At 45.6% G+C, this 23,387-nt stretch carries 21 protein-coding genes; 12 read left to right on the top strand and 9 right to left on the bottom strand.

Annotated features, from left to right (window positions below; translation table 11 throughout):
- Positions 1 to 7 precede the first annotated feature (7 nt).
- Both ACZ45G_RS14655 and ACZ45G_RS14650 read right to left on the bottom strand, forming a co-directional pair.
- On the bottom strand, positions 8 to 1,153 hold the full coding sequence (locus ACZ45G_RS14655; protein ID WP_464179363.1) for an efflux RND transporter periplasmic adaptor subunit: 1,146 nt from the start codon (positions 1,151 to 1,153) through the stop codon (positions 8 to 10).
- A gap of 12 nt (positions 1,154 to 1,165) precedes the next feature.
- The gene (locus tag ACZ45G_RS14650) at positions 1,166 to 1,750 is read right to left on the bottom strand and encodes a TetR/AcrR family transcriptional regulator (protein WP_464179362.1); all 585 of its coding nucleotides are present in this window, start codon (positions 1,748 to 1,750) and stop codon (positions 1,166 to 1,168) included.
- Between the two features lie 370 nt (positions 1,751 to 2,120).
- Between ACZ45G_RS14650 and ACZ45G_RS14645 the strand changes: the two genes are divergently transcribed.
- The 7 genes from ACZ45G_RS14645 (at position 2,121) to ACZ45G_RS14615 (ending at position 10,726) form a co-directional block, all read left to right on the top strand.
- A complete protein-coding gene (locus ACZ45G_RS14645) occupies positions 2,121 to 3,779 on the top strand; it encodes an AMP-binding protein (RefSeq protein ID WP_464179361.1) in 1,659 nt (552 codons plus the stop codon).
- Between the two features lie 92 nt (positions 3,780 to 3,871).
- A complete protein-coding gene (locus ACZ45G_RS14640; protein WP_464179360.1) occupies positions 3,872 to 5,434 on the top strand; it encodes an acyl-CoA carboxylase subunit beta in 1,563 nt (520 codons plus the stop codon).
- A gap of 136 nt (positions 5,435 to 5,570) precedes the next feature.
- On the top strand, positions 5,571 to 6,254 hold the full coding sequence (locus ACZ45G_RS14635; protein ID WP_464179359.1) for a ferritin family protein: 684 nt from the start codon (positions 5,571 to 5,573) through the stop codon (positions 6,252 to 6,254).
- A 367-nt stretch (positions 6,255 to 6,621) separates the two neighbouring features.
- The gene (locus tag ACZ45G_RS14630; protein ID WP_464179358.1) at positions 6,622 to 7,533 is read left to right on the top strand and encodes a tetratricopeptide repeat protein; all 912 of its coding nucleotides are present in this window, start codon (positions 6,622 to 6,624) and stop codon (positions 7,531 to 7,533) included.
- 94 nt (positions 7,534 to 7,627) lie between these two features.
- Positions 7,628 to 7,882 (top strand): glutaredoxin family protein, encoded by a 255-nt coding sequence (locus ACZ45G_RS14625; protein ID WP_464179357.1) that lies wholly within the window; start codon positions 7,628 to 7,630, stop codon positions 7,880 to 7,882.
- 71 nt (positions 7,883 to 7,953) lie between these two features.
- On the top strand, positions 7,954 to 8,715 hold the full coding sequence (locus tag ACZ45G_RS14620) for a SagB/ThcOx family dehydrogenase (protein ID WP_464179356.1): 762 nt from the start codon (positions 7,954 to 7,956) through the stop codon (positions 8,713 to 8,715).
- 25 nt (positions 8,716 to 8,740) lie between these two features.
- Entirely contained in the window at positions 8,741 to 10,726 is a 1,986-nt protein-coding gene (locus tag ACZ45G_RS14615) for a monovalent cation:proton antiporter family protein (RefSeq protein WP_464179355.1), read from the top strand.
- Positions 10,727 to 10,732: 6 nt separating this feature from the next.
- On the opposite strand, the gene ACZ45G_RS14610 is transcribed toward ACZ45G_RS14615, so the two are convergent.
- The 5 genes from ACZ45G_RS14610 to ACZ45G_RS14590 all read right to left on the bottom strand — a co-directional run bounded on the left by ACZ45G_RS14610 (position 10,733) and on the right by ACZ45G_RS14590 (position 16,110).
- Entirely contained in the window at positions 10,733 to 12,211 is a 1,479-nt protein-coding gene (locus ACZ45G_RS14610) for an acetate--CoA ligase family protein (protein ID WP_464179354.1), read from the bottom strand.
- Positions 12,208 to 12,894 (bottom strand): acetate--CoA ligase family protein, encoded by a 687-nt coding sequence (locus ACZ45G_RS14605; RefSeq protein WP_464179353.1) that lies wholly within the window; start codon positions 12,892 to 12,894, stop codon positions 12,208 to 12,210. The genes ACZ45G_RS14610 and ACZ45G_RS14605 overlap by 4 nt, the downstream gene beginning before the upstream one ends.
- A gap of 26 nt (positions 12,895 to 12,920) precedes the next feature.
- Positions 12,921 to 13,355, bottom strand: a complete 435-nt coding sequence (locus ACZ45G_RS14600) for a MarR family winged helix-turn-helix transcriptional regulator (protein ID WP_464179352.1) — start codon at positions 13,353 to 13,355, stop codon at positions 12,921 to 12,923.
- A 120-nt stretch (positions 13,356 to 13,475) separates the two neighbouring features.
- Entirely contained in the window at positions 13,476 to 15,638 is a 2,163-nt protein-coding gene (locus ACZ45G_RS14595) for a hybrid sensor histidine kinase/response regulator (protein WP_464179351.1), read from the bottom strand.
- Between the two features lie 40 nt (positions 15,639 to 15,678).
- Positions 15,679 to 16,110 (bottom strand): DUF1499 domain-containing protein, encoded by a 432-nt coding sequence (locus ACZ45G_RS14590; RefSeq protein WP_464179349.1) that lies wholly within the window; start codon positions 16,108 to 16,110, stop codon positions 15,679 to 15,681.
- Between the two features lie 167 nt (positions 16,111 to 16,277).
- On the opposite strand from ACZ45G_RS14590, the gene ACZ45G_RS14585 reads away from it, so the two are divergent.
- Positions 16,278 to 17,078 (top strand): MBL fold metallo-hydrolase, encoded by an 801-nt coding sequence (locus ACZ45G_RS14585; RefSeq protein ID WP_464179348.1) that lies wholly within the window; start codon positions 16,278 to 16,280, stop codon positions 17,076 to 17,078.
- Here the strand turns inward: ACZ45G_RS14585 and ACZ45G_RS14580 are convergent.
- Together ACZ45G_RS14580 and ACZ45G_RS14575 are read right to left on the bottom strand one after the other, a co-directional pair.
- Positions 17,065 to 18,150: an HD domain-containing phosphohydrolase gene (locus tag ACZ45G_RS14580; RefSeq protein ID WP_464179347.1), complete on the bottom strand. Its 1,086-nt coding sequence runs from the start codon at positions 18,148 to 18,150 to the stop codon at positions 17,065 to 17,067. The two genes, ACZ45G_RS14585 and ACZ45G_RS14580, sit on opposite strands and share 14 nt — an antisense overlap.
- A gap of 324 nt (positions 18,151 to 18,474) precedes the next feature.
- Entirely contained in the window at positions 18,475 to 20,124 is a 1,650-nt protein-coding gene (locus tag ACZ45G_RS14575) for a protein kinase domain-containing protein (RefSeq protein WP_464179345.1), read from the bottom strand.
- Positions 20,125 to 20,533: 409 nt separating this feature from the next.
- On the opposite strand from ACZ45G_RS14575, the gene ACZ45G_RS14570 reads away from it, so the two are divergent.
- The 4 genes from ACZ45G_RS14570 to ACZ45G_RS14555 all read left to right on the top strand — a co-directional run bounded on the left by ACZ45G_RS14570 (position 20,534) and on the right by ACZ45G_RS14555 (position 23,265).
- Positions 20,534 to 20,917: a PAAR domain-containing protein gene (locus ACZ45G_RS14570; protein ID WP_464179344.1), complete on the top strand. Its 384-nt coding sequence runs from the start codon at positions 20,534 to 20,536 to the stop codon at positions 20,915 to 20,917.
- Positions 20,918 to 21,113: 196 nt separating this feature from the next.
- Positions 21,114 to 22,028 (top strand): methyltransferase domain-containing protein, encoded by a 915-nt coding sequence (locus ACZ45G_RS14565; RefSeq protein WP_464179342.1) that lies wholly within the window; start codon positions 21,114 to 21,116, stop codon positions 22,026 to 22,028.
- Positions 22,025 to 22,372 carry a hypothetical protein gene (locus ACZ45G_RS14560; protein WP_464179339.1) on the top strand — a complete coding sequence of 116 codons (348 nt, stop codon included), beginning with the start codon at positions 22,025 to 22,027 and terminating at the stop codon, positions 22,370 to 22,372. The genes ACZ45G_RS14565 and ACZ45G_RS14560 overlap by 4 nt, the downstream gene beginning before the upstream one ends.
- Positions 22,369 to 23,265, top strand: a complete 897-nt coding sequence (locus tag ACZ45G_RS14555; protein ID WP_464179338.1) for a hypothetical protein — start codon at positions 22,369 to 22,371, stop codon at positions 23,263 to 23,265. The genes ACZ45G_RS14560 and ACZ45G_RS14555 overlap by 4 nt, the downstream gene beginning before the upstream one ends.
- Positions 23,266 to 23,387 lie beyond the last annotated feature (122 nt).

Here is a 23,387-nt window from a genome sequence, read left to right as displayed (position 1 = left end):
CCTGTTATTAACTTTTAGAAGGCTGCATTTTCACGGTTACTTTTGCCAGGGGGCGTATCTTTTGCAGACCCGCAACCACCACACGGTCTCCGACTTTCAGGCCCGAGGTCACCAGCCATTTGTCGCCAATGACCTGGGAAACCATTATGGGGCGGATATTGACCGTGCCGGTCTCGTCAACAACCCAGACCACGATACTGCCATCGGCATTTCGCACCACGGACTGCTGGGGAACGGTGATGGCATCAGATTGTCTCGACTGCTCCACACGGGCTTTGACAAACAATCCAGGGAGCAGTTCATTTTCCGGATTGGGAAAGAGGATTCTCAGCTGAACCATGCCGGTTCCCTCGTCCACGGTGACATCGGAAAAAAGAATTTTCCCCCTGCCGGCATAGGCATCGGTTTCACCATCAATGAACAGCATTGCTTCAGGATTCTGGGTTTGGGCTGTCATCTGCCGGCGCAATTTCATCATGTTTCTGGCCGATTGATTCACATCCACATATATCTGGCTCAAGTTTTGTATGGTTGCCAGGGCCGTTGCCTGACCGGCGGTGACCAGAGCCCCTTTTGTGACCGAGGATCTACCGATCCTGCCGGATATGGGGGCAAACACCCGGGTATACGCCAGGTTAATTTTAGCGGTTGCCACATTGGCTCTGGCAACTGTGACCCCAGCGTTTGCCTGGGCAAGAGCTGCCACCACATCATCATAGGCCTGGTGGCTTACGCCTCCTAATTTTACAAGCCTGGCGTATCGCTCGACTTTGGGCTCAACGGCTTTGAGGTCTGCCTGGGCTTGAACAAGACCGGCCAGAGCACTGTCATGTGCCGCCTGGTAGGTTGCCGGATCAATCTGATAGAGTTGCTGTCCTTTTATTACCGCGCTTCCTTCTGTGAACAGGCGATCCAGGACAATCCCGGATACCTGGGGACGAATTTCAGCAATTTGAAAGGCAGAGGTCCGCCCGGAAAAATCTTTGGTAAAGACCACAGCTTCTTGTTTGATGGTATGGACGATTACCTCGACGGGGGGAGGCGCTTGCTGCTGGGCCTGTGCCGGTGGTACCTGTCCCTTTTCTGTGAACAAAAAATAACCGAGGCCTAAAAGGACCAGAATACCGAATCCGGTCAATGCTTTCATTTTCATTTTTTTCTCCTGCTACTTGAGTATAATTTTATCGATAAGACGGACTACGTCTTGTTTGATTTTTTCTATGTCCGGAGTCCCATCCCATCCAGATTCGAGAGAAACCAGTGATCCGATCACCGTGCCATAAATCATTTCTGCCAAAACATGAGGGTCCACATCAATAAAGGAACCGTCCTGAATGCCCTGGCTGCAAAACGTGATCAGCGGACGCATGACAAGGTCAAATCGATCATCGATTTGATTTGCCACGGTTCTTTTCTGCTGAACAAACCGAAAATAAAGGGAAACATCCTCGTGAATTCCAAATGCGCTGTCAATAAATTCATGCAGCCGGAGGATGGGATCTTTGGTGCTTTCAAATATGGCAGTGTTGGTGTCTCGAATGGGGCCAAGAACCGTCTGATGGACATACCGCATCAGGGCATTTTTATCCTTGAAATAATTGTACAAGGTGCCTTTGGCCACGCTACAGCGTCGTGCAATCTCATCCATGGTGACAGGTTGCCCTCGTTTAATCAGGGCTAAAACAGTCTTTACAATTTCAGCTTTAACCAAATTATCAACCAGTTCTTTTTTCTTGCTGACAGCGGTCATATTGCGAATGTCCTTATTTAAAAAACAATGAAGGGTTGTCCTGAAAAAGTTTCAGGGCAACCCCTTTAAATTATGCGCTTGACCTTACGGTCAAAAAAATGACTTCGGAGTCATATATATGACTCTATGGTTTTGTGTCAAGTCTTTTTAAAAAAAGGCAACATGTTTTAAAGCCAAAATTAATATAAAACGAACATTCGTTCTTTTTTATTGACTTCTATTTTTTTTGTTCCTAAGATAGCTTCGTCATTACAAAACCCAGGGGAGGCAATCGCCTTTTCCCAAAGTGATTAAAAGGAAAAAAACAGGGTGAAAAATCGGTAGGAGAAATTTTTATTTAACGCAATTGTTTATTTGACAGGAGCAGACAATGGAAAAGATTTGGATGAAACACTGGCCCCAGGACCTTCCCACTAAAATTTCTTTTGATCAGGGTGAAATTCCCCTTCATGATTATTTGCGATTCCAGGCAAAAAAAATGCCGGACAAGCCGGCCATCATCTTTTATGGAAAGGATATTACCTATGGGGAACTGGACCTGGCATCGGATCGGTTTGCAGCCTATCTGCTGTCAAAGGGGATAGGAAAGGGAGACCGGGTAGGGGTTTTCCTGCTCAATTGTCCCCAATATGCCATCGCCCATTTCGGCATCCAGAAAATCGGTGCAATTGTCTGTCCCTGCTCCCCTCTTTTTAAGGAGTTGGAACTTGAATACGAACTCAATGACGCCGGGATAGAAATCCTGGTGGCCCTGGACCTTTTTATGCCCGTTGTCAAAAAGGTTCTGGCAAAAACATCGCTTCGCCAGGTGGTGACGACCAATCTCAATGATTATTTACCGGAAAATCCTTCTCTTCCGCTAATTGACTATATGAAGGTGCAAAAACAGGCAATTCCGGGAACAGAGGATTTTATGGAGATTGTGACAAAAGAAGCGGTTTCCCTGCCCAAAATAGCCATTGATATGAAAAATGATATTGGGCTGCTTCAGTATACCGGGGGAACCACAGGGCTTCCCAAGGGGTGCATGCTCAGTTTCCATGCGGCATTGTTTAAAACAGCCTCCACTGCCGGGATTGCCGCCATGACCGAAGATTCCGTCTGCCTGGTCACCATGCCCATTTTTCATATTGCCGGGATGCTGGCCGGGATGAATTCGTGCATCTATGCCGGTGGCACCCAGGTGCTGTTGACCCTGTTTGACGTCAAGACCGCCGCCCAGGCCATTTCCGACTACAAGGCAGATTTCTGGTACTCGGCGGTTCCCATGAATGTGGGTATCATGGCAGATCCGGCCTGTAAGGCCTATGATCTGTCCAGTCTCAAGTTGTGTCTGACCTCTTCGTTTGGTATCCAGCTGACCCAGGAAATCGCCGAACAATGGGGTGAGTTTACAAAGGGCGGTATCCTGGTTGAAGGTGCCTATGGCCTGAGTGAAACCCATACGGCAGACACCTTTGTTCCCCGGCAGCATATCAAATATGATACCTGCGGTATCCCGGGGCCGGATGCCGAGTTTAAAATTTTGGATCTGGAAGGGAGTGGACAAGAGATGGCACAAGGAGAAGCCGGTGAAATTATATTAAAAAACCCCGGGGTGTTCAAAGGGTATTGGAACAAGCCTGATGAGACCGCCCAGACATTGATAGACGGGTGGGTTTATACCGGCGATATCGGCAAATTTGACCCGGACGGCTATCTGTGTCTGCTGGGCCGGGTCAAGGAAATGATCAAGGTTTCCGGATTTTCCGTCTATCCCGAAGAAGTAGAATTTTTGCTCAATACCCATGCCGACGTGGTCCAGTCTGCTGTGATTGGCGTGAAGGATCCCACAAAAGGAGAGGTGGTCAAAGCCTATATTATCCGGGCAAAGGGATCTAATCTGGATGAACAAGGGCTGATCTCCTGGGCAAAAGAACACATGTCCTCTTATAAATGCCCAAAATATGTTGAGTTCAGGGAAGTCTTGCCCACCCTTGCCACGGGTAAACTATTGCGCAGGAAATTAAAAGAAGACAACGATGCTTAAATGGACCCATTTTTAATAGAACAATTTTTAATAGGACCAATTTTTAATAGGACCAATTTTTACAAAAATTGAGGAATGAGGAGAACATAAAAATGGTATTTAAAGCGGCCTTAGAAACCCTAGCAGAACGAGAAACCCGGGTTCTGGCCATGGGCGGACAGGCTAAAATTGACCGCCAGCATGATAAGGGACGGTACACCGCCCGGGAGCGGATTGACCGGTTGCTGGACCCAGATTCTTTTTTTGAGGTGGGTAGATTTGCCCATTCCGATATGCCGGGGATGGCAGACAAGACCCCGGCAGACAGTAAAATTGCCGGTTACGGCAAAATTGATGGCAGACAGGTGGCCATCACGGCCAATGACTTTACGGTCATGGCCGCCACCACCAGCCGGGTGGCCGGAAAAAAAGAACACCAGGTTAAAAAATATGCCACTTCCAAGGGGCTGCCCATGGTGTATCTGGGGGAAGCCGGTGGTGCCAGGATGCCGGATATCATGGGGGCCAAGGGGTTGACTTCCTTTGGCGGCGGTGGTTTTGAGTCGTTTATTGAGATCATGAGCCGGGTTCGCAAAAATTTATTTATAACGGCCATCATGGGGGAATGTTATGGCATGCCCACCTGGATGGCCTGTCTGTCGGATTTTGTGGTCCAGGTAAAGGGAACGGCCATGGGCGTGTCCGGTCCCAGGGTTTTGGAACTGGCCCTGGGGGAAAAAGTCTCAGACGAGGAGCTGGGAGGATGCCAGGTTCACGGGGAGATAACCGGCACCATTGATCGGGTGGCAGACAATGAGGACCATTGTTTTGATCTCGTCCGGCAGTATTTGAGTTATATGCCCTCCCACAAGGACGAGGCGCCCCCGGTTCTTGATGTGCCAGATGGGTCCGGGGACAAAATGGACGATATTCTGTCCTTCCTGCCCGAACGTCGGAATCGGACCTATGATATGGTCAAAATTCTTGACTGCATCGTGGACAAGGAGAGTCTGTTTGAGATCAAGCCTGATTTTGGGCGATCCGTGATCACGACGCTTTCCAGAATTGACGGCCAAACCGTGGGGATCGTTGCCAGCCAGCCCAAGGTGATGGCAGGTGCCATGGACACCCAGGGAATTGACAAGGTCATCAGCTTTTTATGTCTGTGCGATACCTATAATATCCCCCTTGTGTTTTTCCATGATATTCCCGGATTCCTGGTGGGAAAAGAGGCCGAGCAAAAAAAAGTGGCGGCCAAGGTGATGAATTACATGAACGCCCTGGGCCAGGTAACCGTGCCCAAGATCGGGGTGATTGTGAGAAAAAGCTATGGTATGGCCTTTTGGAATATGGCCGGCTCCGGATGCGGCACGGATTTTCTGGTGGCCTGGCCCACGGCAGAGATGAGCTTTGTGGACCCCATCATTGCTGCCAATGTGGTGTTTGGATCCGGGGACGGTCGATCCGAGGAAAAAGCCACCCTGATTGAAACCCTTATCGATGGCACCTCTCCCTTTGGGGCGGCTGGTTCCTATGATATCCATGATGTCATTGACCCCACAACCACACGCGATTATATCATCCGTGCCCTTGAAATTTCCCGGGGAACAACTTCGGGTAGGGGGCAAAGCGGAATAGGAGAACATCGACTGGCCAACTGGCCAACAAAGTTTTAAAAATAAATTTCCCCATAATCCAGGGGTTATGGCCACGGATTATGGGGACTTGAAGGCAGGGTCCATTGTATGGTATGAAAATAGGAAGTTGCTATTTTTCAATCTCAAAAGGAATTATCCATCCAAAGGCAATAACATGATCACCAAACTTTCAAGAAGAGATTTTTTGTTTTTTTCTGCTTTAGGTTCCCTCGTTTATCCTTTTGGCAGAAATGCTCTGGCCGTTGATACCCATCCTGCCATCTTATATCCGAATACAATATCTATTTTAAAACAAGCGTTTAAGTCTGAAATGATTGCGCACAAGCATTATGTTGGGTATACCCAACGTGCAAAGGTTGAAAAATATCCCAATATTGCGTATATGTTCAAGGCTTTCTCTATTTCTGAAAAAATTCATGCAGATAATTATAGTCGTCTATTAGATAAATTGGGGAAAAAAACCATATATATCCCATTGTTGATCAATGTGGATGACACGAAGTCAAATTTAACTAACGCGACTCAAAAAGAGTTGGAAAAGATCAAAATCACCTATCCACTTTTTTTAAAAAAAATAGAAACAGAGCGATGTGATGACGCCATAAAAAATCTCATGTATTCATGGAAATCCCACCGCCAACATGAAAAAAAAATAAAAAAAATACACAAATATACCGCATATTTTTTTGGATCCGTGGTAAAGGAAATAGAAGGCATGTCACTTGATATGCATGTGTGCGAGGTCTGTGGGTCAACTATTGACGAAGCGCCTGTTTTACCCTGCGACATCTGTAATCGCGCGCTGTCTCATTATCGAAAAATAGATCGGCCAACCTGAAAGCAGTGACGATGAAAGTGGAAGATAATCTGTTAGCACAAATTGTTTCAGTGTATCGCTCTCAACTTTTTCCTGGGTCATGTAAATTTTTCGTTCTAATTTATCATAAGTTGGTTTTTCTGTCATATAAAACCCCCTTTTAAAAGTGGAAATAAGCTTGATCAAAACAAAATATTCTATCTTCAAGCCAAGTCCCGAAGTATGAAAACGGTAAAGATATTTTTGATAACAAGGTCACGTTAAATAAAATCATAATAATATAGATTCCAGCGCAACACAAATTTAATCGTTAATTATAGGCGGAAGCACCATTGTATGGTATTGAAATAGAGAATAGCAATTTTCCAACCCCGAAAGGAAATTTTTCATGGACAAATTTATTTTTTTTGTTTTTATCAGCGCAATTCTTTTCTTAACGGTTATAAATGATATCCCTTCCTGTCTTGCCAGCGGCGTTGACGCTGCGAACGCAGGTATAAAGGCAAATGAGAATGGAGACAAAGTAAAAGCCAAAGTCCTGTTTCGAAGTGCTCTTCGGTCCAATGATCTATCCAAAAAAAATTATATTATTGTCAATAACAATTTGTGCAGGATTTTATGGTCTGAATTTAAAATCTACGAAGCAATTGACTGCTATACTCAAACCCTTTATCTAAGTGATGATAATCTCTGGGCTCTCCAGAGCCGCGCTACCTTATATAACACGATTGGCGAGCATGAAAAATCCATTGAAGATTTAAGCCGATACATCCTCTTGTCCCCCAAGGATGATTTTGGTTACATCCATCGCGCATTGTCCCTTAGCGCCATAAAAAAATTTGACAAGGCAATTTCAGATCTGAACAAAGCCATAAAGTTAAAACCCAACAAAAGTGAGGGATATCTCCACCGGGGGAACACCTATTCAAAAACAGGTAACTATAATCTGGCCCTGGCTGACTTTGAAAAGGCGATTGCGATGGATCCTAAAAGTTCATCCGTCTATCAAGCCATGGCCTGGTTCCATGCCACTTGCCCGGAAAAAGATTTCCGGGATGGAACAGCAGCATTAAAATTTGCTGAAAAATCAATGGAAATTGAAAATAAAGGATTCACCACAAGGCTCTATGACACTTTGGCCGCGGCCTATGCCGAATTGGGGCAATTTAAAAATGCCATTAAAGCTCAAAAACAGGCAATAGCACTGCTCAAGGAAGAAAAAAATGTGGATAAGTCCGAATATGAAATTCGCAAGAGGCTTGATCTTTACAAAAAGGGAAAAGTCTATAGAGCCATCTAGGGGTCCTGAAATCTATAACAATTTGTCCCTAGCATTGATGCCCGGCAAATACGTCTTATAATAGACAGATTAAATGAATCCAGGGAGAAATTTTATGTTAAACGTATATGCTGCCAAATGGTGTCCCCATTGTACCAAAACCATTGAGTATTTAAAAACCAAGCAGATTGAATTTAAATATATCGAGATAGAAGAACAACCGGAAAATATCATTCAGAAAATTATTGAGGTAAACGGAGGGGATGACTGGGTGGTGCCAACCCTTGAATTTAAGGGGAAATGGCGAATAGGCAAAGTCTTTAACGAGATGGAATTGAGTTTTGATTTAAAACAATTGGGGGTAAAATAAAGGGAAAAACTATTTTTTCCCCCTAAAAAAGGAGCTGGGTGATCTGGATCCTTTGAACAGGAGGTATTGGGATGGACAAAAAAGAATTGAAACAATACCGGTATTTTCTCAAGGACAGCATCCGGAAAAAAATCAATTTCAGGTTTACGGATCAAAACCAGGGAATCCCTGCGCCGCCAATTGAGAAAAGGTATAAAGAAGGCGCACCCCTCATTGATCTTCCCGGGCCTGACCTTTGGGAGAATATCCATGGGGGAGATATTACCCTTGCCATGGGGAACAGAAAAAGCCACCGGGTTTATCTGAACCAGCATCTTTCCCTGGAGGAACTTGCCTATCTTGTCTGGGCTACCCAGGGGGTGAGGGGTGAAGCTACCTTGGGTCATGCCTATCGAAATGTCCCCTCTGCCGGGTGCCGCCACGCCCTTGAGACCTATCTGGCCATTTTCAATGTGGAGGGGCTTGCTCCTGGCATGTACCGGTATCTGCCCCTCGCCCATCAGCTGGTGTTTGAGTTTTCCGATGAGATGCTGGCAGAAAAGATGGTGACGGCTTCTTTGGGGCAGTCCTATCCGGGATGCTCAGCTGTTACCTTTATCTGGGTGGCCATCCCTTACAGGATGGAATGGCGCTATGGCCTTGCAGCCCACAAGGTAATTGCCCTGGATGCCGGCCATGTCTGCCAGAACCTGTATCTGGCATGTGAGACCATCCATGCCGGTACCTGTGCCATTGCCGCCTATGATCAGGAGGAACTGGATGAACTTCTGGGCCTTGATGGTGAAGAAGAATTTGCCATTTATCTGGCGCCCGTGGGAAAAGTGAAACCATGAGATTCTTTAGCGTGAAAAAATAAATATGGGAGTTACAGCAGACATTGTCATTATCATGGTGGCCGCTTTGCTGGGCGCGATGATTGCCCAGAGACTCAAGCAGCCCCTGATCCTGGGATACATTTTTGCCGGAATTGTTGTCGGACCCTACACAGGGGGAATTACCGTCGGCGATACCCATGAAATCGAGATGCTGGCGGAAATCGGTGTGGCCCTTCTTTTGTTTGCCCTGGGCCTGGAATTTTCATTCAAAGAATTAAAACCGGTGCGGAAAATCGCCCTCATCGGCACGCCCATTCAGATTCTGTTGACCATGGGGATCGGGTTCGGCCTGGGCAGGTATCTGGGCTGGTCCTTTGCAAGCGCCGTATGGCTGGGGGCCTTAATCTCCCTTTCCAGCACCATGGTAACACTGAAAACCCTTATTAGCCGAGGGCTTGTGGGAACCCTGTCCAGCCGGGTAATGATCGGGATGCTCATTGTTCAGGATCTGGCAGTCATCCCCATGATGATCATTCTTCCCCAGTTGAGCAACCCGGCAGCAGGGCTTCCCCTGCTGCTGATTGCAGTGACCAAGTCCATTGTCTTTCTTGTGGTGATGTTCTACCTGGGAAGAAAGCTGCTGCCGCGACTTTTGATGCAGGTTGCCCAATGGAACTCCAGGGAACTTTTTATCCTGTCCATCACGGCCATTGGTCTGGGGATCGGGTATGTCACCTATTTATTCGGCCTGTCCTTTGCCTTTGGTGCCTTTGTTGCCGGAATGGTTCTCAGCGAGTCTGATTATGGTCACCAGGCCCTGAGTGAAATTATTCCTTTGCGGGATATTTTTGGTCTTTTGTTTTTTACCTCGGTGGGAATGCTGCTGGATCCGATCTTTTTTCTTGAAAACTGGGTTGAAATTATTAGTCTTGTGGTGATCGTTTCTTTATTTAAAGGAACGATCTTTTATGGATTGGCTACCATATTCGGCTATATCAATATTATTCCCATTGCCGTGGGCCTAGGGCTGTTCCAGGTGGGTGAATTTGCCTTTGTTCTTGCCCGGCTGGGACTTGAAACCAATGCCATTGATCAGGATATGGTTTCCCTTGTCCTGGCTGTGTCTGTTTTGAGCATGGTGCTGACCCCCTTTGCCTCCTCCCTGGCAACGCCTCTGTACAAGTTAAAAAAGCGGGTGTTTAAATATGAGCCTCCTTTGACCGGAAATATTCCCCAGGCAGGGCTCAAGGATCATGTGATCATTGCCGGCGGCGGACGGGTTGGCCAGCACATCGCCCAGGTGCTGACCAAACTTTCGCTTCCCTTTGTCATCATTGAGCTAAACCATCAGCGGATGAAGGAATGCCAGAAGGCAAATTTTCCTGTGATCTATGGAGACATGAGCCAACCCACGGTGCTTGAGGTATCTAAAACCGATAAGGCAAGACTTTTGCTGATCACCACCCCTTTGGCCATCACCACCCAGGACATTGTTAAACAGGCGCTTCTTTTAAACCCCCCACTGCAGATTATTGCCCGGGCGGAAGGGGTAACGCAAACCCGGGACTTATATGACATGGGGGTGTATATGGTGGTGCTGCCGGAAATGGAGACCGGTCTGGAAATCGCACGCCAGGCACTGGTTCAACTGGAAATTCCCGTGACCGCTATCCAGCAGTATATCGATGGGGTTCGCCGCCAGCTCTATGCGCCGATTTATGACGCATCCCAGGCGCATCAGCTGTTGACAAAACTGGACAATATAAAGGACATGCTGGAAATTTCATGGGTGCGGCTTGGGCCTTCAAGCCCCCTTATCAATAAGAGCATCAAGGAATCGGCCGTCCGCACCAGGACCGGCGCCTCCATTGTGGGATTTCTAAGAGAAGAAATATTTCACCCCAATCCCAAGCCTGGGTCTTTGTTCCGGACAAACGATATGGTGGCAATTGTGGGCAACCACCAGGAATGCAATGAATTTAAAAAATTATCCGGAAAAACTGAAGCGATAATCAGGACAGAAACATAGTAATTTTTACCCCGCCTTTTTATCACTGCTTTGAACAATCTTATCCCGGAGCCGTTTATAGTCAACCATGGCCCCGAATGCCCTGGCAGCCCTTTCCGGACTGGGGAGCACAGGAACGCCACGATCTTGAAGCCCTGCAACAAAATCATTCGCCCTTGTCACAAATGAAAAGCCGACAATCGGTTTTCCATGGGTTTTGATAAGCGAGGCTATGGAGTCACACTGGGCGTCCACAATATCTTTGATCTGGGTGTCAAGCTCCTCTTTTGGAACTCCCATGCCGATCAGAGCGGTACGGACCATTTCAACAGAGGCCAGAAAATATATCAACATTCCGTCGGCCCCTTTTTCCGCCAATAATATCTTGGGAATACCATGGAAAAAATCCAATGGGTTTTTGGTATAGGTCAGGTCAATGGGATTATTTGCGCTGCCTGTGTGGGGTATGAAGGAGGCAAGCTCCTCCAGAGTTTTTGAAGATAGCAGGGGCAGCTTTAACCCCGCGCGTTCGCAGGCATCCGCAGCAGCGGCTCCGGGACCACCGGAATGGGTTTGAACGATGAGCCGGTTGCCCTGGGGCAGGGGGGAAGATCCCAGGGTATAGCAAAAATCAAACAATTCTTCGATGGTCTGGGCCCGGATAATGCCGCTCTGCCTGAAAACACCGTCATAGAGCCGATCCGGTCCTGCCAGGGAACCGGTATGGGAGAGACAGGCTCTTTTACCGGTTTCAGACCCCCCGGCATAAAAGGCAACTATGGGTTTGTGTTGGGAGACCTTCCGGGCAATTTCAATAAATTTTTGCCCCTGGCGGATGGATTCGATATAAAGGGCAATCACCCGGGTATTGGGGCAGGCGCCCAGATATTCGATACAATCCACCATGTCGATATTGGCTTCATTTCCAAGGCTGAACCCGGTGCTGAACCCTTGGCCGAAGCGCTGGTCCAGATAACTGAACATCTGGGTGATAAAGCTGCCGCTCTGGGAGGCCATACCGATAAACCCCTTTTTCCCTTCCGAAGGGAGAAAGGTGGCATTTAATTTAATATGGGAATTGGCAACCCCAATACAATTGGGGCCGATAAATCGGATTTGGTATTGGTCAGCAATTTGCTGCAATTCCCGCTGGAGTTCAACCCCTTGTCCACCCACTTCGTTGAAACCGGCCGAGACAATAACGGCATGGCGGATCCCTCGTTCTCCGCAGGCCTTAAGGGTCTGGGCAACGATTTTAGTGGGCAGAACAATAAAGGCCATATCCGCAATCGTTGGGATCTGATTGACCGTTGAATAGGCGGGCAAATTTAGAACGGTTTTTTCCTTTGGGTGAACCGGATAGATAATCCCTTCATATCCATCGGATAAAATGGTACTCAAAATACCCGAGCCCATGGCAGAATAATTATTGGAGGCACCGAAAAATGCAATGCTCTTGGGGTTGGCAATGGGATAAAGCGGGCTTTCTAAAATTGAAGTGATCATAGGGAGTCTTTCCTCTGTAAGATAATGAGGGCATCCACGGCTTTTATGGAACCGTCGGGGGAGATAATCAGGGGATTGATATCGATTTCTGCAATTGCATCCTCTGTCAGGCCCAGCTGACCAACAGCGATTAGGGTGCGGCAAATGGCCGCAAGGTCAGCGCCCTGCTGACCCCGGAAAGCTGCGAGCATCGGATTTGATTTTAAATCCTGGATCATATCAAGGGCCTCCACTCGATCAAAGGGGGCCACCCGAAATACCGTGTCCTTGATCACTTCGGCCATGATGCCACCAAACCCCAGCATGACACTAACGCCAAATTGGGAATTTTTGCTCAACCCCACCATAAGTTCGCGCTGGCCTGCCACCATCTCCTGGACCAGAATTCCTTCCAGGGGAAGGGTGATTTTTTCACAAATCCGGTCATAGGCGTCTTGAACTTGTCGGGCAGATGTGAGGTTTAGTTCAATACAGCCTTGTTCGCTTTTGTGCATCAATTGCCAGGAACACGCTTTGAGGACCACGGGATAACCGATGAATTTTGCTGCGGCAACGGCCTCCTTAGCACTTTGTACCAAAGTTTCTTGGGTGACGGGGATGCCAACAGCGCTTAAAAGGCGTTTGGATTGAAATTCAGATAATGCGGTCTGCTGGTTTGCAATTGCAGTTTTTAGTGGATTCATTTAAAAACCTGTGATGGTGTTAGAGGTTAAAGATCTAAATCACGAATGACACTAAGTCCCTTGATCAGGGAGGCCATGTCTTGTTCTCCCACTGCAGCTTCAATGTTTTTTTCAAGCTGTGCGCCCAGAGCCAATAGCTTGGGCGCTATTTTTTGAGCTTTATCCGTCAGTGTTAATACATTGAGGCGGGCATCCTTGGAATCTGTTTCTTTGGTGATAAGCGCCATGAGTTCCAACCGTTTGATCATGGTGACGGCGGCAGCTTTGCCCATGCCGGCCCGCTGTGCAAAGACACCCAGACTTAATCCCCCCTCCTGCCAGAGAATCCCCAGGGCCATCACCTGCTGGGCAGTGAGGCCCAGGGGTTCAAGACTGCGGTTATAATAGGCCACCATCTTGCGGACCGCCTGGGTGGCCAGGGAACATATAAAGTATTTAGGGGGGATATGTTTTGTTTGCATACAAACGTTCGTTAGCAAACGATTGAGGGGGTTGTCAAGACAAATTTTAATCCGGAGTTGTGCAGAATCGGTTATACCAAAAATTAAGGGAGGCAATTTCCTTGGATATGTGCTTTGACTCTATGTCAGTACTTCCCGTATTTTTTTTGAAAAGTCTCGCATCGCAATGGGCTTCATTAAAAAACCCTTAATTCCCAAGGCAGCTGCCTTTTCTTCGGTCATATTTTCACTGAAGCCTGTACACATCAAAATAGGAATATCATGGCGTATCCGGTTTAAGGCTACGGCCAGCTTGTCTCCGGACATATTTGGCATTGCCATATCTGTGATGACCAGGTCAAATTTATCCGAGCGATTACGAAAGGCTTCAAGTGCTTCAATGCTGCTGCCATATGGGGTAACCTGGTACCCCAGCCGCTCCAGCATCCGTTTTTCCATTGTAAGAATTGCTTGTTCATCGTCCACCAGTAAAATTTTTTCAACGCCCCCCACAACAGGGTCTATATTCTCGATATTCTGTTCAGTCACACAAGATTTTTCCAAGGGGAAATACACATTGAACTGGGTTCCCTTACCAGGTTCGCTATATACCTGTACAGCGCCGCCCATACCCGTAACAATCCCGTGAACAACAGACAATCCCATGCCGGTGCCTTTGCCCGTTTCCTTGGTGGTAAAGAAGGGATCAAAGATTTTTTCTGTTAAATTTTTATCCATGCCCATGCCGGTATCTGCCACTGAAAGACAGGCATGGGTACCTGGTTTCATATTCGTTGTTAACAGATCATATTTGCCCAGCTCAATTTTTTTCAGGGTTATGGTCAGCTCCCCGCCGGTCTCCTCCATGGCATGATAGGCATTGGTGGTAAGGTTCATGATAATTTGATGCAACTGGGTCGGGTCAGCCCTTATTACCCCGCAGTCGGGACTGATATCCTGGTTGATTTTAATCATTGCAGGGATGGTTGACCGGATAAGGAGTAATACTTCCTTTATGATTGGCTGCATCTTCATCGGTTTTAATTCATTTTTGTCTTGACGGGAGAAAGTCAGGATCTGATTTACCAGGTTTTTGGCTCTCATGGCACCTGAATAAATTTTATTCAGGCTGGAATGAAAAGGACTCTGCTCGCCAACATCCTCCATCAGCATTTCGGTATGGCCTATAATGGGAAAGAGAATGTTATTAAAGTCGTGGGCAATGCCGCCTGCAAGGGTACCGATGGATTCCATTTTCTGGGATAATAGAAGTCGGGCTTTGAGCTTTTTTTCTTCCGTAATATCCCGGCCAAAGCTAACCAATCCGTTTACCTCTCCATTCTTTAACAGGGGGGCAGTGGTGACTGAAATCGTGAGTATGTTGTCATCCTGGTTTTTAAACCTTAATTCATAGCTTAAAGATTCCCCCTCAAACCCTTTTTTTAAAATTTCCCCAAGCATGGGTAAATCTTCCTCAAGCATTAGAGGAACAAATGATTTTCCAATCCAGTCCTCCCGCTTTAACCCGGTAATTTTTTCAGTCTGCTTATCAAAAAATGTAAAATGACCTGCCTTGTCCAAGGTCCATATCATATCATTGGAATATTCGATCATTGTGCGGTATTTTTCTTCTGTTTTTCTCTGGTGTTTCATTGCCCTTTCAAGCTGTTGGTTTGAAGCTTTTAGTTCAAGCGCATTTTCTTGAAGATTTTTTATGGTTTTCTGCAAAGAGTCCTGGAGTACCCCAAGGCAAACCACCATGATGCTCCCAATTAACAGCAGCAGGACAGATGCCATAAACCATGCTTCCATGCGTGTTGAGTTGGTCATTGCAACAATATCTATTGGAATGAGACCTGTATTCATGGCCGTTCCGATTAACAAAATGGCAACAACACTCATCAGGATGGCGGCAAGTCCCCGTGTGATTCCCTGGAAGGTTGTTGTTAATACACAAAAAGTTATCAACAGAGGAATCCCTGCACCACTAAGCCCAACTCCCCCCAAAATCAATACCGAAAGAATATAAATGTCCAGTAACACGATATTTGTAAGGTACTTGTAGGGTATTTTTTCCCGTAAAAGAAAACAGATCGGTGCCGGCAGATATGCGCCGATGTAAAAGAAAACGATTTCCCATCGTCCTTGCAGATAAACTTCAACCCCACCCATTATGACGGCAATGAAACCGAGAACACAAAAAACCGTAAGAACAGTTTCAAACAAAATTTTTCTGATGGCAGCAATTTTGTTTTCAACGGGCAGATTATAAATTTTTTCTAACAGACGGTCTATTGACTTCACCTGGGGCTATCCTTTTTCGATAATTTCTTATAAATGAAATTTATTTTGCAGTAAACAGTTCACGAAGCTTTTCCACCCGCTTCCGGTTGACGCCGAAATCGGAATATCCAAGCCGGGAGGCGGATCGCACCTGGACGACATTTTCTTTGGAAAAATAAAACTCCAGGTCATCAACAAACCCCATGACGGCTGATTTGCATTCAATATGCAGATAATTGTCGTTTTCCGTAATAAGGGTCATTCCATCCAATGAGGTGATAATTTTTTTTAATTTCTTGAAATTAGCCTCTTTTTCTCCTTGGTACCTGAAGACCGGAAGCAAATGATTTTCATCTTCATCCTGGCTGCTGACACAATTGGGCTTCCCCGAACACCTTGTCAGTTGATCATTGTGTATCCCTAAATTTTCCGGGCGTTGGCCTGCACAGGAAAAAAACATCATACTGATTATCAAAACACCAAGAAGTTTCATTGTTCCCCTTTTATATGAGTATATGTATTTGATCAAAAAGATAGCATAAAATATACGGATCGGATATTTAAAAGTTAATTGCCATGGGGAAATCAGTTCCACGATTTTGTAATTCCAATTGTTTTTTAACAGGATATGGCATAAAATTTCGTGGGATACTAAAAAAAATGGAATTAAAAAAAATAAATGAGCAGGTCTGGCTGACCGAAGTTAAGTTGGAAGACTTTTGTGTAAGAGGGGCCGTCATCCGGGGGGATAGGGAGGTGGTATTGGTGGACACACTTTCCCATCCCCGGGACATGGCACCTTTGCTGCCCCTGATCCAGGGCCGGTCCGTTACCATTGTATACACCCATGGAGATTGGGATCATATTTGGGGAACGGGGGCACTGCCCTGGAAAGATGCCCGAATTATTGGTCATGACCTTTGTTTGGATCGCTTTCATAGGGATGTGCCCGTGACCCTGCATGAAAAACAAATGGCAGAACCCCATCTGTGGGAGGGAATAAAATTGGTGCCGCCCAATGAAACCTTTACAGATACATTTTCCATTGAGGTTGGATCCCTGGTATTAACACTCAACCATTTGCCCGGCCACACCCCTGATTCCATTGTTGTTTTTCTGGAGGAGTTTGGCATGCTGTTCATGGGGGATACTGTGGAAACACCTTTTCCCTGTCTTGAAAAAGAGAGTCCGCTTTCCCCTTGGATTACACAACTGCAGCGCTGGGAGCGTGACCCCCGGGTTAAAATGGTTATTCCGGCCCATGGCAAAATCGGGGGACGCGAAATCATGGGTCACACTATTGCCTATCTGCAAGATTTGTCAGCAGGACACAAGCCTGGCGTTATTGAACCCTTGACAGATTTTTATCGGAAAACACATGGGGCCAATATCCGTTTTGCCCATGATGCCGGGCAAAAATTGAAGTTGTCATCGTCAGGGGGGAGGGCTATGCCTCAGTGACATATTGTTTTTGGATATCTTCCACTTCTCGCATATTGTCCGTGAACAAGGCAAAAAGGTGGGGATCAAAATGCGCGCTTGCTCCCTTTTCCATAATTTTAAGGGTTTTGTCATTGGAATAGGCTCGTTTGTAAGGGCGAACACTTGTCAGTGCGTCAAAGACATCTGCAATGGCACATATTCTTCCGCTCAAAGGAATCTCTTCTTGTTTTAATCCAAAGGGATATCCGGTGCCATCCCATTTTTCATGGTGGCTGATGGCAATGATTTCGCCGGTTTGCAATAGGATTGAATCCGAATTTACAAGGATCTGGCTTCCCATAACCGGATGCTGCTGTATTAAATTCCATTCCAGTTGATTTAATCGCCCGGGTTTGAGCAAAATCTCTTCAGGGGTTCCTATTTTACCTATGTCATGGAGGGGACTTGCGTGGAGGATCATATCAACTTCACCGGACGAGAGGTTCATCAAAGTCGCCAGCATGCCAGAAAAAAGGCTCATTCGTTTTATATGGGAAGCTGTCCCCGTATCCTTAAATTCTGCTGCCACAACAAGTCTGTAAATCGTTTCCATGTGGGCGTCCTGGAGCTGACGCTGTGCTTTTACAACGTCCTGCATTGACGCACGCAACGCCAGGGTACGGCGCTGGACGATCTTTTCCAGCTCCTCTTGGTGGCGTTTTAAATCGTCCTGGGCCTTTTTCATCTTTAACAATGAGGTGGTTCTCACCTTGATTTCGGTCAGATCAATGGGTTTGGCAATAAAGTCGTTGGCACCGCCTTCCACGGCGCGGATTCTGTCTTCCCGGCTGCTCAGACCGGTTACCATGATGATGGGGATGTCCTTATAATCTTCTTGCCTGCGTATCGCTTTTAGCACTTCAAACCCGTCCATTCCAGGCATACGGATATCCAGCAGGATTAAATCAATATCAAAAACAAGCTTTGATAGTGCCTCAAAACCGTCCCGGGCAGTTTCCGTTTCATAGCCAAGTCTTTCCAGCATGGCCTGGAGCACTTCCCTGATACTGTCATTATCGTCTACAATCAAGATCCGATTTTTCTTTTCCATGTTTTTTTATTCCTGATAAAAATAGTGAATTAAAAGAATATGAATTTTCATCGTAGGTTAAGATTTTTCAATTCTGAGTCGTAAAGAATACCTTCAGCTGATCATAATATCGCTAATTCTATCAAACCTGGTATTAATGTCAAAAATTAAAAATATTTTCCAAATTTAATATTCATTTGCCAATATATTGAAATTCAGCAAGCATGTAGTCTGTACTTGGATTCTGGACATCCTTATAAAATTTAGATAAAAAAATACATAATTTAACGAATGGAATTATTCAATAAACAGAAAAATTTCTCTCGCTGAAAAAATTTAACGAAATTATTGCCTTGATTTGGAAAGCTGGGTTTTTATAAACTGATACTCTTTCAATGCGTTTAATGCATCCTTGCCCCCTGACAGTTTATCTTTCCGATATTGTTTTTTATCTTGAATGATAAATCCCAGGGCCTCACCCGCGGAGAAACGATTTGCCGGTACAGGATCGATCAATCTTGCCGCTGCATCTGCCAGGATCAGCAGTCCGTTGGCTTCAAGTTTTTTTCTAAAATTTTCTTTGCGGTGCATTTCCTCCCAGTAGGCGATTCGTTTTTTCACAGAGGATGCGTCTTCAGACGTGGACGCCTTAAGTCCTTCCCATTTGCAGTAATGGGCCAGGAGCCCTTCAAATATAGTCATCCCCACGGCATAATCATCCCGTTGCATTAAATGGCTTTCTTGGGAATAATGGGTTTGGTTCCATGATTCCGGCGGTCTGTAACCCAGCGTACCATATAGGTGCCATTTTTCGTCCAGCATTTTTTGTTTGACCGGTTCTAAAAGCCTGGTTTTTGACAAACCAAAGTCAATGAGTTTTGCAGTATCCGCGTTGCAGAGAATCACATTTTCCGGTTTCATGTCCAGATGGTATATCCGCTTTGAATGCATATGCGTAATGCCGGTAAGAATATCGACAGCATATTTTCGGATCTGTGGGGGGGTGAGGGGGGGATATTTTTTTTTCTTCATATTGGCGGGGGTGTACACGGCCAGATCATGGTATCCCTTTTCCATAAAAAGATAAAATCGCGTGCCTGCGTGGGCATCAATCAATCCCACGATATTTTTATGTTTTCCCAGTGCGGCCATGATTCTGGCTTCCTTGATGAGATCTTGAACCCCCCCATAGAAGCCGGCATCGACCAGTGTATCCTTTTTGAGATTTGCTAATTTTACAGCCATCGGTTCGCTTGGCCTGACCCCAGCTTGGCCGACACCGTTCTGAGGCGGCAATATCGGGGACAGGAGTCGGTTCATCTCAACTATTACGGTATCCGAACCGCCGGAACCGAGTTTTTTTAGTATCTTTGTGTCGTACAGGGTCCCGCCTTCAGCACGGATTCCTTGTGTCCCGGAGGTTAAAGGGGCATCGATCATTTTGTTCGGGCTTTGGGGACTTTTTTTGAACAGACCCACAAGACCCCGTTGGTTGCCCGATTTCTTTTTGCTTTGGTTTTTTTCCTCTTGTTGGATCCGATCATAGGTATTGACAAATACCTGGTGGGATTGGTCAAAATAATTTTTATCCCGGCGGGTGATTACTTTGGCCTGGTGTTTATTGGTTAATCCGGTTAATTTATCATCGGGCAAAGGCGCTTTTGAATATTTGAGAATTCCGCGAATGATCCAGTACAACCAATTTTCAAAGTCCTCATGGCGGAAGGCAAATTCCCTTTTGAAAATTTTAGACTTTGACTGGGTTTCTAATATGATCCTGGGAGGCTGTTTGGTATCGATAATATTTCCGATATACCCGCCGGCTTTTGCATCCCATGAAATAATGTTTTTAAAATATAATTTTTTTCCTATATTTTTCTTATACTGAAGGTATGGAGCGTCCCAGTTCATATACAGCCGGTATTTTCCAAACTTTCCATGACTGGTGGGGCCACAGTAAAAAACGGGTGAATCAAGCGTGCTTTCCTTGGGCATTTGAGACTCCTTCATTATGAAAACTTGACAGTTCCGATCTATCGAAATCAACGCAAAAGCAAAATTTTTTCTCCCTGTATTTAGGATTGGAAGCTACGGTTTGTCAAGAACAAGAATAAAAAGAGGATTGAAGGTCTGCAATAGGACCGTGATCGCAAGACTGCCCTGGTGACATTAATCAGCGAGGGCCGGGATGAAAAGACAATCGGCATATAGAGAATCATGGGGCATTTTGCCGGCAGCGTCAGTGGAAAAGTACCTATTCCTGGGGGAACGATGTCAGGATTTGTATCGGAGTTAAATCTCTTGTTTTTATAACAAATGAATGTTACTAAATTTTTTGAGTAAAAATATTCTTAACCGGCAAAATGAAGTAAAATGTGCCATAAAAATTAAGGAGAATGTCATTATGCCTCCGGCAGCACGAGTAGGAGATCTGGTTCTACAGGATAACCCCCATTGCCATGCGCCCATTCATCCGCCGGCTCCTGTCCCGACACCTGTTCCCCATCCGGCTGTTCCCCTGACCATTATTACGGGTGCTTTCAATGTTCTGATTGGCGGTATGCCGGCCGCTCAAATGGGCAGTATGACCACCCCCTGCATACTTCCCGGTTGCGTTCCAGCAGGGCCTGGAACCGTTGCCAAGGGTTCAACAAAGGTTATGATAGGAGGTCTGCCTGCTGCGCGGGTCAACGATATGACAGCCCATGTATCCTGTGTGGCACCCATTCCTTCGCCAACCGGAAAAATACTGCCTCCCGGATGCCCCACCGTTATGATAGGAGGATAATTCCATCAATCTCAGCCACTTTGAAAAAGTTAAACCCTTATGTCCCCGATGCAAAGAAAAAAAATTGGGGGAGTACCCACTTAAACTCCACAGTGTTTTACTAAAAAGAAAAGAGAGGATAATTGAGGGAATTTTAATTTGCACAAATCCTGCATGTTGTTGTGAATACCCGATTATAGACGGAATCCCAGTCATTGTGGCCGATATACGGGAGTTTATCCGTCAGTCTGCCTTTTCCATTGTTAAGAGAAATAATTTTTCAGAAGATATTGAATCTTTATTGGGAGACTGTATGGGACCTGGATCCATGCATGAATCCATTCGTCAATATCTTAGCACATACGGGTATGATCATTATGGTGATCTTGATCCGAATGAACCGGAACAGCCGGATGCAAAACCCGGATCTGCTCTGCGCCTTCTCGCTGAAACTCTGCCGGAAATGACACCGCTGGTTGATGGCCCCATCCTGGATTTAGGATGTTCTGTGGGACGAACAAGCTTTGAACTGTCACGCGTTTTTAAAACACCCGTACTGGGCATTGATCTCAATTTTACCATGCTCCAGGCCGCAGCAAAGGTATTGGAGACCGGTATTTTTACCTATCCAAAAAGAAGGGTGGGGCTCACATATGAACGCAAAACCATAAAAACCGGTCTTATGGATGATAAAAATGTGGATTTCTGGGCCTGTGATGTCTTGAATCTTCCCTTTTCCAATTCAGTGTTTTCCTTTGGACTGAGTTTGAATCTTCTGGACTGTGTGGGCAATCCTTATCTACATTTACAGGAGATTGAAAGGGTTTTAAAACCAGGGGCAGGTGCAATTATTTCCACCCCCTACGACTGGAATGCCAATGCGTCCCCGGTCGAAAACTGGCTGGGAGGGCATTCCCAGAGATCAGAAGCAAAGGGGAGCAGTGAAAGGATACTACGATCACTTTTTGCAAAGGGGGGTCATTCCCAGGCAATTCCAAACCTGGAACTGATATTTGAAAAAGAAAATTTGCCCTGGACGGTTCGTGTTCACCATCGAAGTTATATGAATTATTCGGTGCACGTGATGGGAGCACAAAAATCGGCTGCCCCCAACAAAGTAGAGGTATTATGAGTGACAAAATAGACACTTTATTTTCCCCGGAGCGACTGCGGGGAAAATGGACTTCCCCAAATCATGGTTTAAAACAAAACAAGCCCATGATTCCGGCTGGATATTTCGAATTATATGTCTCAATACGAGAAACGATCGGCAAGCACTTTTCAGGGGAAAACCGCAAGTTCCTATATGATTTAATGGATCAATTAAAACCATTGCTGGATTTAAGATTTTCGACCACAGACAAATTGGTACCGTCTGATGAAGAAATCCAAGGGCTTAACCAATGCATTGATAAAAGCCTGGCCCAGATTGAAGACCTGGTGGAAGCCTTTGAAATCCAGGACAAACATTCATGAGAGAAAATACTGCCATGGGAATGGATGACACCATTGATCCAAGGAAAATTGAAACCGAAATATCCAGGCGGAAACATGATTTTGATATAATTTCTCTTTTACGGCTCTTGTTTTTCATGGGATATTCGCCCGAGGAGATAATATTTAAAAGTTATAACAGTCTGTGTTCCCAGGCAGGCCTCATTAAAAGAATTCAATTCCAGCAAGAACCCTTTAAAAATGTGACCCTCACCTTGAACATGGGGTTATTAAGTGCCCAGGGCACCTTGCCATCCTATTTCCAGAAAACCATGGACGAAGGGCTGATAAATCTTCAATCCTTTTATTTGTTTATCGGATATTTTGACCATTCCCTCATCTGTAAGTTTTTTGAATCGGTTTATCCAGAATTAAACTTGAACCGGTCCATTGATCTAGAACAAATAAAGTCCAGGTATATTCAGATGCTTGATTTAAAATCATGTGCAACCTTGGACTGGCTTTTCAAACTTGTTTTTCCGGAACTTGACATCTGTGTGGACAAGTGTCGTTTCCGACGGCAGCTTGCCATGAACCCTTTAAAACTGGGGGTCACATCTCTGGGCGAAAATGCCGTGTTTGGTGATAAGACAAGTGTTTCGATTTCAGCTATAAAAGTGACACTTTTCTGTGACGAAGAATTAACTTCCCAGGGCTATCCATGGCCCAGAGAAATAAAAAAAAGGCTGAAAAAAGAGGTGTTTCCCATATTGGCAACCCTGGGAATCGATCTGGAAGTCAGCCTTGTGATTAAATCCCAGAAACAATGGGTGAGACTCCATGGTTCCAGTTACCTGGGGTATGATAAAATTCGGGGCAATACAGACCAATACAAACAAATCCGGATTTTCAAAGGATATGTTGCCTCGTCCTGAACCTTAAGATTAAAATAAATGACTAACTTTGGGACAATATTTTTATTTTAAGTGTTTCTTTATTGAATCTATTGTTGTAAGAATATTTTAGATTATTTGTTCTATGAATCTTTTTATGAGGT

The sequence above is a fragment of the Desulfoconvexum algidum genome (assembly GCF_055382125.1).
The sequence above is the reverse complement of the archived record's forward strand: the minus strand, read 5'-3'. Positions and strand labels throughout refer to the sequence as shown.